The following is a 13007-nucleotide window of genomic DNA, read 5'->3' as shown; positions in this document are numbered from 1 at the left end:
TGTCACACCTGGCCGAGCGGTTCGGTCGCCGCCGTCAGCCAGTCCAGATCCTGCCCCTGAAGATCGGGCGACAGGCTGGTCCGAACCTGGGCATGATAGGCGTCCAGCCAGGCGACATCGTCGGCCGACAGCGCGGCGCGGTCGATCAGGCGGCGGTCGATGGGGCACAGCGTCAGCGTGTCGAAGCCCAGCATCTGGCGGCCCGGTTCGGCATCGGCCTGGGTCACGACGATCAGATTCTCGATCCGGATGCCGAAGCTGCCTTCGCGATAGTAGCCGGGCTCGTTCGACAGGATCATGCCGGGTTCCAGCGGCACGTCGCTGACGCGGCTGATCCGCGCCGGGCCTTCATGCACGCAAAGTGCCGCGCCGACGCCGTGGCCGGTGCCGTGATCGTAATCCAGACCCTGCGACCACAGGAACTGACGCGCCAGGGCGTCCAGATGCCCCCCGGTCACGCCGGTCGGAAAGCGCGCCCGCGACAGGGCGATCATGCCGCGCAGCACCGCGGTGAAGGGCCCGACCGCGTCCGGGCGCGGATCGCCCAGGGGCACGGTGCGGGTGATGTCGGTGGTGCCGTCGGCGTATTGGCCGCCGGAATCGATCAGCAGCAGGTCGCCCGCGGCCAACCGACGGTTGGTCGCCTCGGTCACGCGGTAATGGACGATGGCGCCGTTCGGACCGGCGCCCATGATCGTGTCGAAGCTGATGTCGAGGATGCCCTGATCACGGCGCAGCCCCTCCAGTTGGCGCACCACGTCGATCTCGGACAGGGCGGCGGGGTCCTGACGGTCTAGCCATGCCAACAGGCGCACCATGGCCACCCCGTCGCGGTGATGGGCGCTGCGCATGCCCGAAAGCTCTGCCGCGTTCTTGCGGGCCTTGGGCAGGACGGCGGGGTCGGGGCCTGCGACGACGGTGGTGCCCGCGGCCTCCAGGATGCGGAACGCGGCCTCGGGCGCGGAGCCGGGATCGAGGCGCACGGGGCCTTCGAGGTCGGTCAGCGCCGCAGCCAGCGCGTCATGCGGCAAAATGTGGACATGATTGCCCAGATGCGCCCGCAGGTCGGCGTCGAACTTGGCCGGGTCCGCGAACAGCGCCAGATCGCCGCTGTCCGACAGCACCGCAAAGGATTGCACCACCGGGTTCTTGGGCAGGTCGCTGCCGCGGATGTTCAGCAGCCAGGATATCGAGTCGGGCAGCGTCAGCAGCGCCGCTGCCTGCCCCTGCGCCTTGAGATCGGTGGCCAGGCGGGCGCGTTTCTGCGCCGCGCTCTCTCCGGCGATGGCGTCGGGGTGGATGCGGACAGGGCCCACGGGCGGGGCGGGGCGGTCGGGCCAGATCGCGTCGACCGGATTGTGGTCCAGCGCGATCAGGGCGATGCCGGTGTCGGTCAGCGCGCCCTCCATCCCGGCGATCTCCTTGCGGGTGTGCAGCCAGGGGTCGAAACCCACGCGCCCGCCTTGGGGCAAGGCCTTGGCCAGCCAGGCGGAGGGACGCGTCTCGGGCCAGTGCACCGGGGTGAAATGACCAAGGTCGATCTGGCTGCGCAACTGCACGCGATAGCGGCCGTCGATGAAGACGCCCGCTTGGTCAGCCGTCACGATCGCGAATCCCGCGCTGCCGGTGAACCCGGTCAGCCAAGCCAGCCGGGCGTCGGCATCGGCGACGTATTCGCCCTGATGCACGTCCGCCCGCGGCACGATGACCGCGTCCAGCTGTTCGCGGGCCATCAGATGGCGAAGGGTACTCAGGCGGGCGGCATGATCGCCCCCGCCCGCCGGGTCGTCGAAGGTCTGAAAGCTCACAGCGCGATGGCCTCCATCACCTTGGGTTCGATCACGTCGACGCCGGACAGGGCGTCGATCAGCACCTGCGCCGACTGTTCCAGCAGGGGGAAGGTCTTGTAATGGCAGGGGATCACGGTCTTGAAGTCGAAATAGCGCTTGGCCGCATAGGCCGCGCGCGACATGTCCATGGTGAAATGCCCGCCCGCGCACAGGATGCCGATGTCTGGCTTGTGCAGGTCGCCCATCCATTCCATGTCGGCCATGATGTCGGTGTCGCCCGAGACATAGATCACATGCCCGTCGCCCGCGATCATGTAACCCGATTCGTGGCCCGCGTAGACCGGACCGTCCGGCCCGCTGATCGAGCTGGAATGCGTCGCGTTCACCATCGTCACCTGCGCGCCGCCCAGATCGACCGTGCCGCCCTTGTTGAAGCCGATGCCCTCGATCTTGTCGGTCTTTTCCCAATGGCCGATCAGGTCGAAGATGCCCACGACGGGGATCTTCAGCTCCTTGGCCAGGGCCAGCGTGTCGCCGGTATGATCGCCATGGCCGTGGGTGATCAGGATATGCGTGGCGCCGTCGATGGCCTCGGCGCGCCGGTCGTCGGGAAAGACGGGGTTTCCGCTGAACCAGGGGTCGATCAGGATCACGGCCTGTTCGATCTGCAGACGAAAGCCGGAATGGCCAAGCCAAGTCAGTTTCATGGGGTCTCCTTCGCGCTGTCGCGGCAGGTTAGCGGCCGCGTCCGGTCGTGACCAGAACCCCCGGCGGGGTCAAAGGTTGCCGGTCGCGGGTGCCGCATCGTCCAGGCGCAGGCGCAGGCGTTCCCGCCCGCCCCAGGTCGACAGCTCCAGCTTGCCGGCCAGGTGGAACCGCCGCCCCTTGGCGCCGATCAGGCCGGGACCAAGCGGGCCGTCCATCGCGCCCCAGGCCACGGCCTCCATCGGGGGGCTGCCGGGGCTGCGGAACTGCAGGCGCAGGTGGCGGTCACCCATGGTGGCGGCGCTGTCGATCAGCTGGTCGGAAAACGCAAAGCGCGGCGCGGGGGCGGCCTGCCCGAAGGGACCGGCATCCTCCAGCATGCGGTACATGGGCGCGGTGGCACCCGACGGCTCCAAAAGGCCCGAAATGCGCAGTTCGCCCGACCCGGTGCGGCCCGCCAGATCGCGGGCGATCAGCTCGGCCAGCCGGTCCATCGCGGCGGGGATCTTTGCCTCCTCGACGGTCAGGCCTGCGGCCATGGTATGCCCGCCGCCCTTTTGCAGCAGACCCTCATGCGCCAGACGCTGGATCGCGCGGCCCAGATCGACGCCGGGAACCGACCGGGCGCTGCCCTTGCCGATGCCGTGATCGACCCCGATCACCACGGATGGCAGATCGGTCGCCTCCTTGACGCGGGCGGCGACGATGCCCACCACGCCCGGATGCCAGCCCGCGCCCGCGGCCCAGGACAGGCGCGCATCGCCCCGCGCCTCGACCTGGGACAGGGCCTCCAGGCGGACGGCGGCCTCGATCGTGCGGCGGTCGCTGTTCAGCGCGTCCAGCTGACGGGCCAGCTGATCGGCCTGCGACGCGTCGCGGCAGGACAGGCACAGCGCGCCCAGATCGGCGCGACCCACGCGCCCACCCGCATTGATGCGCGGACCCAGCAGGAAGCCCAGGTGGAACGCGCTTGGCGCGCCGTCCAGCCGGGCGATGTCGGACAGCGCGACCAGACCCGCCCGCTGCCTGCGCGCCATCACGGCCAGCCCCTGGCGGACAAAGGCGCGGTTGACGCCGATCAGCGGCGCGACATCGGCGACCGTGGCCAGCGCAACCAGATCCAGCATCGCCATCAGGTCCGGTTGCGGCAGGCCCCGCTGGCGCAGCACGCGACCGGCCTGAACCAGCGTCAGGAACACCACGCCCGCGGCGCACAGATGGCCCAGGGCGCCGTTCTCGTCCATGCGGTTGGGGTTCACGACGGCCAGCGCGGGGGGCAGGGTCTCTCCGCCCAGGTGGTGGTCCAGAACGATCACGTCGCAGCCCGCGGCGGCGACCAGCGCGTCATGCGACAGCGTCCCGCAGTCGACGCAGACGATCAGGTCGTGCGCCGCCGCCAGCGCGGTCATGGCGGGGACGTTGGGGCCATAGCCCTCGTCGATCCGGTCGGGGATATAGAGCGTCGCCTGGCGCCCGTGCTGGTGCAGCCAGTCGATCAGCAGGGCGGCCGACGATCCGCCGTCGACATCGTAATCGGCAAAGATCGCGATGCGCTGGCCGTTGACGGCGGCATCGACCAGCCGTTCGGCGGCGACGTCCATGTCGCGCAGGGTCAGCGGGTCCGGCAGCAGGTCGCGCAGCTTGGGTGCCAGGAACCCGGCCGCCTCGGAAGGCGGCACGCCGCGTTCGGCCAGCACGCGGGCCACCGGCAGGGGCAGGGCCGCCTGCTGGGCCAGTCCTTCGGCCAGCCGTTCCAGATCGGCGGGCGGTCCGATCCACCGCCGCCCGGTCAACGAGCTGTCGATGCCCAGAAATGCCGTCATGTGTCTTCTTTGTCCAAAGGCCCCGGGGTCGTCCCGGGACGGGACAGGGGGGCGCGGGGCCCCCCCTTACCTCACTTCACCGGGTTGCGATAGGTCATGCGCCGCACCGATCCGGTCTTGGACCGCATCAGGATGGTCTCGGTCGTCAGGTATCCCGGCTCGCGCTTGACGCCGGCGACGATCGAGCCGTCGGTGACGCCGGTCGCGGCAAAGATCACGTCGTCGGTGACCAGGTCGTCGCGGGCATAGATGCGGTCCAGGTCGGTGATCCCGGCCTTCTTCGCGCGTCCGCGTTCGTCGTCGTTGCGGAACATCAGCCGGCCCCACATCTGCCCGCCCATGCATTTCAGCGCGGCCGCGGCCAGGACGCCCTCGGGCGCGCCGCCCGAACCCATGTACATGTCGATGCCGGTCAGCTCGGCCTCGGCGCAGTGGATCACGCCGGCCACGTCGCCGTCGGTGATCAGGCGGATCGCGGCGCCGGTCTGGCGAACCTCGGCGATCATCTCCTCATGGCGCGGACGCTCCAGGATACAGACGGTGATGTCGCCGTCCTCGCAGCCGCGGGCGCGGGCCAGGGCGCGCACGCGTTCGGCCGGGCTCATGTCCAGGCTGACGACATCCTTGGGATAGCCCGGCCCCACGGCCAGCTTGTCCATATAGACGTCGGGCGCGTGCAGCAGCGTGCCGCGCGGCGCCATCGCGATGACGGTCAGCGCGTTCGGCATGTCCTTGGCGGTCAGGGTGGTGCCCTCCAGCGGGTCCAGCGCGATGTCCACCTCGGGGCCCTCGCCGGTGCCGACCTCCTCGCCGATGAACAGCATCGGCGCCTCGTCGCGCTCGCCCTCGCCGATGACGACGACGCCCTTGATGTCCAGCATGTTCAGCTGGTCGCGCATCGCGTTCACCGCGGCCTGATCGGCGGCCTTCTCGTCGCCGCGGCCGATCAGCCGGGCCGAGGCATGGGCTGCCGCCTCGCTGACGCGGGCCAGCCCCAGGGACAGCATCCTGTCGTTGAAATCCTTCGGCGCGGTCATGTCCCTCATCCCTTCGTGCTGCAGGTTGGGGGCTTTCTAGGGGGCGGGACAGGGGGCAGCAAGCCTGACGGCGCTAACGGTCCGGGCTTTCCGACAGTTCCAGCGCCAGCGCGTGGATCCGCGGCACGATGTCGCCCAGGGTCGCATGGACCAGGCGGTGCTGCTGGATCCGCGTCAGCCCGGCAAAGGCAGGGCTGGCCATGCGGATGCGGAAATGGCTTTCGCCCCCGTCGCGAAAGCCTGCATGGCCGCGATGATCCTCGCTTTCGTCCAGCACCTGCAGGGTAGTGGGCTGCAGGGCTGCCAGCCGTTCGGTCATCTGGTCCGCGATCATCCGCATATCCTTTCCGTCAAGGGGTTTCATGTCCCGTCAGATAGCCTAAACTGCCCGCCTTGAGTCGCAAAGGTGCCCCAGGATGAGCAAGAACGACCCGTTCGGTTTCGACATTTCCGCCGCCAAGGACAAGAAGCGCAAGACCAAAGGGCGGCGCGGCATGTCGGGGGCGTTCGAGACCTCGACCCGCACCTGCGAGCGCGAGGGATGCGACGAGCCGGGCCAGTATCGCGCACCCAAGAACCCGCGCAACCTCGACGACTACTTCTGGTTCTGCAAAGAGCACGTCCGCGATTACAACGCGAACTGGAACTACTTCCAGGGCCAGTCCGAGGAGGAGTTCCAGCAGTTCATCGACAATGCGACGGTCTGGGAACGCCCCACCAAGCCCTTCGGTCGCGCCGCGGCCGAGGACAAGTGGGCCCGCCACGGCGTCAGCGACCCGCTGGAGATCCTGGGCGCGAACGGCACCGCGCCGGAATCGCGCGCGCAGTCCAGCGCGCGCAAGCTGCCGCCCACCGAACGCCGCGCCCTGGACATCCTGGAGGCCAAGGATCACTGGACCCGCGCCGAGATCCGCAAGCAGTACAAATCGCTGGTCAAGGACCTGCACCCCGACATGAACGGCGGCGACCGTTCCGACGAGGATCGCCTGTCCGAAGTGGTCTGGGCCTGGGATCAGATCAAGGAAAGCCGGTTCATCCGCGACTAGGGTCGCCAGGCGGACAACGTCAGGCCGCGCGCCCCCGGCGGCGCGGCCACAGGGCCAGGCCCAGAACCAGCAGCAGCAGCGTCACGACCGGCACGTTCCCGACCGCCAGCCACGGCGTCGCGGGCAGCGCGCCGGGCAGCGCGGCGTCGATCTTTCCGGGCTGGTTCAGGGGCAGGCTGTCCAGGATGCGCCCGCGGGCGTCCACCACCGCGCTGACCCCTGTATTCGCGGCGCGTACCAGCGGCAGCCCCGTCTCGATCGCGCGCAGGCGGGCTTGGTCCAGATGCTGGTACGGGCCCGACAGGGTGCCGAACCATGCGTCGTTGGTGGCCTGCAGCAGCCAGCCGGGGCGCTGGTCCAGATGGCGCAGGTGCTGGGGAAAGATCGCCTCATAGCAGATCAGCGGCTGAAAGTCGGGAACGTCCGGCGCCGACATGATCTGCGGTCCGGGACCGGTGGAATAGCCGTTGCCCTGCCGCGCGGCAAAGGCGCCGATGCCCAGATGGGCCAGTGCGTCGCCCCAGGGAACGTATTCGCCGAACGGCACCAGGTGGAACTTGTCATAGACCTGGGTGACCTGTCCGCCCGGCACGATGGTCGCAAGGCTGTTGAAGAAGCGGCTGCCCTCGCGGCGCTGGATGCCCATGACCAGAGGCGCGCCCGCGGCCTGGGACATCATCGGCAGGACCGCGTCGGCATCCTCCAGCAGGAAGTTCACGGCTGTCTCGGGCCAGATGACCAGATCGCGGGGGCCGGGTTCGGCGGACAGGTCCAGCAGGCGCTGGAAGAAGACCGTGGACCATTCGGGGTCCCACTTCAGGTGCTGCGCCGCATCGGGCTGCACGATCCGCAGGATGACGGGCCGGTCGGCAGGCACCGGTGCGGCCAGCCGCATCGTCCCCGCGATCCACGGACCTGCCAGCAGGGCCGCGGCCAGGGCTGTCGCCATCACCGCGCGCGCGCGTAACAGGACCGGCAGTGCGGCCAGCGCCATCGTCAGCGTGCCAAGGCCCAAAGCCCCGGTCCACGCGGCCATCTGGGCGACGGGCGTGTCGATCCATGCGTGGCCGATCTGGGCCCACGGAAAGCCGGTGAAGATCCAGCCGCGCAGCCAGTCCGACAGGACCAGTGCCGCAGCGATCGCCGTGGCCTGCGCAGCGGGACCACGGGACAGACGGGCGGCCACGCCGGCCGGCACCGCCCAGAACAGGGCACCCCCAAGCGCCATCAGGATCAGCGCAAAGGGGGCCATCCAGCCGTGGCGGGCAATGTCGACCAGGAAGGGTTCGGTGATCCAGGACAGCGACAGGGCGAACCAGCCAAAGCCCGCGGCCAGCACGTGCCAGAACACGGCGGCGGCGGGCAGGGGCGACAGGCGCCAGATCAGCGCGGCCATCGCCAGCGGCGTCGCGGCCCAGATGCCCAGGGGCGCAAGGCCCAGGGCGGCGATCAGGCCCAGGGCCAGATCGAGCAGAAGACTGCGCAGGGGCGGACGGCCCCCGCGCAGTCGGGATAGCGGGCGAGGCGTTCGGCGCATCAGGCCTGCGCGTCAGCGTCCTTGGGCTGCGCGTCGGCGTCGGCCTTCTTGCGGCGGGTACGCTTGGGCTTTTCCGGCGCGTCCGTCGCGGCATCGGCGGCGGGTGCATCGGCGGTCGCGGCCTTGCGGCGACGGGTGGGCTTGGGCGCATCGGCCGCGGCTTCGGCGGGGGCCTCTGCCGCATCGGTGGCGGGCTTGCGGCTGCGCGTCCGCTTGGGCTTGGGCGCTGTCTCCTCGACCGGCTCGACGGCGGGGGCTTCGGTTTCGGCCGTCTCGGCCTTCTTGCGGCCGCGGGTGCGCTTGGGCTTGGGTTCCGCGCCGGGTTCGACCGCCGGTGCCTCTGCCTGAACGGGCGTTTCGGCCACGGGCTGCGCGACTTGGGCGGCGTCGGCCGGCACGGTGTCGGGCTGCAGGGCCTTGGGTTGGGCTTCGACAGGGGCTTCGGTCGCCGTCTCGGCCTGCGCCTTGCCGCGACCGCGGCCGCGCGACCGGCGTGCGGGCTTGGGGGCGGGATCGGCGGCGGGGGCCTCTGCCACGGTTTCGGTCGGGGCGTCGTCCGACAGGCCGACGCTGCGCAGTTCGACCAGCATGAACTGGGGGATGTGATCGCCCATGCCCATCACCTGCGACCCGCGGTTGTCCTGATCGCGACCACGGCGTCCGTCGCGACGGTCATCCCGGCGGTCGCCGCGGCGGTCGTCACGACGATCCTCGCGGCGTTCGTCCTTGCGGGTCTCCTCGCGGCGCGGCTGCTCGGCGCGCGCTTCGGGTTCGGGGCGGGGTTCAGGCTGCGCTTTGGGCTCCATGCGGGCCTCCGGTTCGGCTGCGGTCGCGACGGGTGCGGGGGGCGCTGCGGCTTCCGCCTCGGGGCGGGGTTCGTCGCGACGGCGGCGACGGCCGCGTTCGCGCGATCCGCCCTTGCGATCCTCCGTGGCGTTGCCTTCGGCCTTGCGGTCGTCGCGCGCAGGTGCGTCGCCACCGGCAAATCCTGCCGGCGCCTCGACCCGCGGCAGCGAGGATTTCAGCAACTGCTCGATCGCGGCCAGATACTTGTCGTCGGACGGCACGGCGATGCTGATCGAGGTGCCAAGACGGCCCGCGCGGCCGGTGCGCCCGATGCGGTGGACATAGTCCTCGGCATGGCTGGGCAGGTCATAGTTGAAGACGTGGCTGACCGCCGGGATATCCAGGCCGCGCGCCGCGACGTCGGACGCGATCAGCAGGCGCAGCTTGCCGTCGCGGAACGATTCCAGCGTGCGGGTCCGCTGGCTCTGGTCCAGGTCGCCGTGGATCGGAGCCGCGTCGTATCCGTATTTCGCCAGTGACTTGGCGACGATGTCGACGTCGGTCTTGCGGTTGCAGAAGACGATGGCGTTGGTCAGCCCCTCGCCCTCGGCGTCGATCAGGGCGCGCAGCAGGTCACGCTTCTGCTTGGCGGCCATGTCGCGGCGGGTGGGGGTCAGCTGGATCAGGCGCTGCGTGATCGTCTCGCTGGCCGAGGCCTGGCGCGCGACCTCGACCCGTTCGGGCGAATGCAGGAAGGTGTTGGTGATCCGCTCGATCTCGGGGGCCATGGTGGCGCTGAAGAACAGCGTCTGGCGGGTGAAGGGCGTCAGCTGGAAGATGCGCTCGATATCGGGGATGAAGCCCATGTCCAGCATGCGGTCGGCCTCGTCCACGACCATGATCTGAACGCCGGTCAGCAGCAGCTTGCCACGCTCGACATGGTCCAGCAGGCGGCCCGGGGTGGCGATCAGCACGTCCACGCCGCGGTCGATCAGCTTGTCCTGTTCGCCGAAGCTGACGCCGCCGATCAGCAGCGCCTTGGTCAGGCGGGTGTGCTTGGCATAGGTGTCGAAATTCTCGGCCACCTGGGCGGCCAGTTCGCGCGTGGGGCACAGCACCAGGCTGCGCGGCATGCGCGCGCGGGCGCGGCCACGGCCCAGAAGCGTGATCATCGGCAGGGTGAAGCTGGCGGTCTTGCCGGTTCCGGTCTGCGCGATCCCCAGCACGTCGCGGCCTTCCAAGGCGGGCGGGATAGCCCCCTGCTGGATGGGCGTCGGCGTCTCGTAGCCGGCTTCCAGCACGGCCTGCAGCACTTTGGGGTCCAGCTTCAGATCAGAGAACTTTGTCATTCGGGGCTTTCCATTAAGCCGCGCCCGTTCTGGCGCGATGCGTTCCAAGCCGCGCGCCCGTCTGGCGCAGTGGCGGCTAAGTTGGGACGCAAACACGGACGCCCCGCCTTGATGCCTGCCGGATGCAGGCCCGCATCGCGTAGACCAAAGGCGCTGCCGCGTCAATCTTTTGCGTGGTCCGTCCCGCCGGCGGGGCGGTGGCGCGGGGCTTTCGGTTGACCTCTCCCCGTTCGAAAGGGTAACCCCCGGGGGTCAATCAGGAAGCCCATGATGAACCTTTTCACCGATTTGCGCGGCGTCGTCGTCGAGGCGCTGGACCAGATGGCCGCCGCAGGAGAGCTGCCCGCAGGCCTGGATACCGCCAATGTCACGGTCGAACCGCCCCGCGACCCGGCGCATGGCGACATGGCCACCAATGCCGCGATGGTGCTGGCCAAGCCCGCCGGCATGAAGCCCCGCGAGATCGCCGACCGCCTGGCCGCGCGCCTGACCGACCCCCGCATCAGCGCGGCCGAGGTCGCGGGCCCCGGTTTCCTGAACCTGCGCCTGTCGCCGGTGGTCTGGCAGGGCGTGATCCGGTCGGCCCTGCAGGCCGGCACCGAATTCGGGCGGTCCGACCTTGGGGCGAATGCCAAGGTCAACGTCGAGTTCGTCAGCGCCAACCCCACCGGTCCGATGCATGTGGGCCATGTCCGCGGCGCGGTCTTCGGCGATGCGCTGGCGCGGCTGCTGGCGTTCTCCGGCCATGACGTCACGCGCGAATACTATATCAATGACGGCGGCGCGCAGGTCGACGTGCTGGCCCGCTCGGCATACGAGCGCTATCGCGAGGCGAACGGGCTGGAGCCCGAGATCCGCGAGGGGCTGTATCCCGGCGACTATCTGATCCCCGTCGGAGAGGCGCTGAAGGCCAAGTACGGCGACAGCCTGCTGGACCGCCCCGAGGCCGAATGGCTGGAGGAGATCCGCGAATTCGCGACGCAGGCGATGATGGAGCAGATCCGCGGCGACCTGGCGATCCTGGGCGTCGAGATGGACGTCTATTCCAGCGAGAAGGCGCTGTACGGCACCGGCCGGATCGAGGATGCGATCGCGCGCCTGGACACGCAGGGCCTGATCTATCGCGGCGTGCTGGAGCCGCCGAAAGGCAAGCTGCCCGAGGACTGGGAGGCGCGCGAGCAGCTGCTGTTCCGGTCCAGCGCGCATGGCGACGATGTGGACCGGCCGATCCAGAAGTCGGACGGGGCCTGGACCTATTTCGCGCCCGACATCGCCTATCACTGGGACAAGATCGACCGCGGCTTCGATCAGCTGATCGACGTCTTCGGCGCCGATCACGGCGGCTACGTCAAGCGGATGAACGCGGCGGTCAAGGCGCTGTCGAACGGCCGCGTGCCTTTGGACGTCAAGCTGATCCAGCTGGTCAAGCTGTACAAGAACGGCGAGCCGTTCAAGATGTCCAAGCGCGCCGGCACCTTCGTGACCCTGCGCGACGTGGTCGAGGAGGCGGGGGCCGACGTCACGCGCTTCATCATGCTGACACGCAAGAACGACGCGGCGCTGGATTTCGACTTTGCCCGCGTGCTGGAACAGTCCAAGGACAACCCGGTCTGGTACGTCCAGTATGCCAGCGCCCGCGTCCATTCAGTGCTGCGCCGCGCGACCGAGGCCGGGATCGCGGTCGACGATTCGACCCTGGCGGATGCCGATCTGTCCGTCCTGTCCCACCCGGCCGAGCTGGAACTGGCCCGCAAGGTCGCCGAATGGCCGCGCCTGGTCGAGAACGCGGCCCGCGCGCACGAGCCCCATCGCGTGGCGTTCTTCCTGTATGAACTGGCATCCGACCTGCATTCGCTGTGGAATCGCGGCAATGACGACATGTCGCTGCGATTCATCCAGGATGGCGACGCGGTCACAAGCCAAGGAAAAATTGCGCTGGTCCGGGCGGTTGGCGTTGTTATTTCATCTGGTCTCGCTATTCTTGGCGTCACTCCGGCGGAAGAAATGCGCTGACCGAATGCGTCGCCGCCGGGGAAGGCTGAGAGCAGGCAAAAGTTAATCCGGGACAACCGGCGGGCAGGCGAACATGGCAGTGATGGACTTCCGCGAAGGCGGCTACGTTTTCTCGCGTCACAAGGTGAAGCGCGAATTCTCTTACGATCAGAACGGACAGCCGGCAGCGGCTGCCGGTCAGGCACAGCACCCCGGGCAGGCCGACGGCCTGCCGGCGCGGCTGGCGCGGGTGACCCATTACATGGGCGCGGTCGCATCGGTGGCGCTGATGGTCGGGTTGATGGCCTGGGGCTGGCAGCTGGTGTCGCGCGACGTGTCGGGCGTGCCCGTCATCCGCGCCGTCCAGGGCGAAGCCCGCACCACCGCCGAGGATCCGGGCGGTCAGCTGACCAACCATACAGGACTGGCCGTGAATTCGGTCGCCGGTGGGCAGGTCCTGTCGCCGACCGAGCAGGTCGCGATCGCGCCGGCACCGGTGGACCTGTCCGCCGATGACGTCGCCATGGGAGAGTTGGGCGCCACCGCCCGCGAACCCTCGAACCCGTCGGAGACGCCGTTGACTTTCGCGGGCGAGCCCATCGTGCCGCTGTCCGACAGCGAGGCCCGCGCCCTGGCTGAGGCCGAGGCGGCCGCCGCCGCCGAACGCGCCCTGGCCGATCACGCCGTCAATCAAGCCGCGATCATCGACGCCCCCGCCAGCGAGGGTGCGGTGACCGAGGTCGTCACCGACGAGAACGGTCTTCCGGCACAGTCCGCAGCCATCGCCGAGGCGCTGGCCCAGGCCCAGGCCGAGGCGAACCCCGCCGTGGTCGTCGCATCGGCCCGCCCCACGCCGCGCCCCCGTGTGACGCAGGTTGCCGCGGCACCCGCGCCCGTCGCCGCGCAGACCGCCCTGGCCCAGGCCCCGGCGCCGGCCCCCGA

The 13007-nt window shown here is 69.6% G+C and carries 9 protein-coding genes and 1 pseudogene; 3 read left to right on the top strand and 7 right to left on the bottom strand.

The window, feature by feature from the left end:
• Positions 1–2: 2 nt before the first annotated feature.
• The 5 genes from FHD67_RS08820 to FHD67_RS08800 form a co-directional block, all read right to left on the bottom strand.
• Complete coding sequence (locus FHD67_RS08820) at positions 3–1808, bottom strand: aminopeptidase P family protein (protein WP_246071270.1); 1806 nt, start codon at positions 1806–1808, stop codon at positions 3–5.
• Entirely contained in the window at positions 1805–2497 is a 693-nt protein-coding gene (locus tag FHD67_RS08815) for a metal-dependent hydrolase (protein WP_046000055.1), read from the bottom strand. Before FHD67_RS08815 ends, FHD67_RS08820 begins: the two co-directional genes overlap by 4 nt.
• A gap of 69 nt (positions 2498–2566) precedes the next feature.
• On the bottom strand, positions 2567–4318 hold the full coding sequence (gene recJ / locus FHD67_RS08810) for a single-stranded-DNA-specific exonuclease RecJ (protein ID WP_139598482.1): 1752 nt from the start codon (positions 4316–4318) through the stop codon (positions 2567–2569).
• Between the two features lie 71 nt (positions 4319–4389).
• Positions 4390–5355: a class II fructose-bisphosphatase gene (glpX, locus tag FHD67_RS08805; protein WP_046000057.1), complete on the bottom strand. Its 966-nt coding sequence runs from the start codon at positions 5353–5355 to the stop codon at positions 4390–4392.
• 73 nt (positions 5356–5428) lie between these two features.
• Complete coding sequence (locus FHD67_RS08800; RefSeq protein ID WP_045981785.1) at positions 5429–5689, bottom strand: BolA family protein; 261 nt, start codon at positions 5687–5689, stop codon at positions 5429–5431.
• 82 nt (positions 5690–5771) lie between these two features.
• On the opposite strand from FHD67_RS08800, the gene FHD67_RS08795 reads away from it, so the two are divergent.
• The gene (locus FHD67_RS08795; protein WP_046000058.1) at positions 5772–6401 is read left to right on the top strand and encodes a J domain-containing protein; all 630 of its coding nucleotides are present in this window, start codon (positions 5772–5774) and stop codon (positions 6399–6401) included.
• A 19-nt stretch (positions 6402–6420) separates the two neighbouring features.
• Here the strand turns inward: FHD67_RS08795 and lnt are convergent, their stop codons facing one another.
• Together lnt and FHD67_RS08785 are read right to left on the bottom strand one after the other, a co-directional pair.
• Entirely contained in the window at positions 6421–7938 is a 1518-nt protein-coding gene (lnt, locus tag FHD67_RS08790) for an apolipoprotein N-acyltransferase (protein WP_139598481.1), read from the bottom strand.
• Between the two features lie 557 nt (positions 7939–8495).
• Positions 8496–10073: pseudogene (locus FHD67_RS08785) on the bottom strand (DEAD/DEAH box helicase); the annotation flags it as partial.
• Between the two features lie 270 nt (positions 10074–10343).
• On the opposite strand from FHD67_RS08785, the gene argS reads away from it, so the two are divergent.
• Both argS and FHD67_RS08775 read left to right on the top strand, forming a co-directional pair.
• Complete coding sequence (gene argS / locus FHD67_RS08780; protein WP_045981793.1) at positions 10344–12086, top strand: arginine--tRNA ligase; 1743 nt, start codon at positions 10344–10346, stop codon at positions 12084–12086.
• A gap of 73 nt (positions 12087–12159) precedes the next feature.
• Positions 12160–13007: SPOR domain-containing protein (locus tag FHD67_RS08775; protein ID WP_139598479.1), on the top strand; the 848-nt coding region annotated here is incomplete at its 3' end.

The sequence above is a fragment of the Paracoccus haeundaensis genome (assembly GCF_006239215.1).
In the GTDB taxonomy this organism is placed as follows: Bacteria; Pseudomonadota; Alphaproteobacteria; order Rhodobacterales; family Rhodobacteraceae; genus Paracoccus; species Paracoccus marcusii.
The sequence above is the reverse complement of the archived record's forward strand: the minus strand, read 5'-3'. Positions and strand labels throughout refer to the sequence as shown.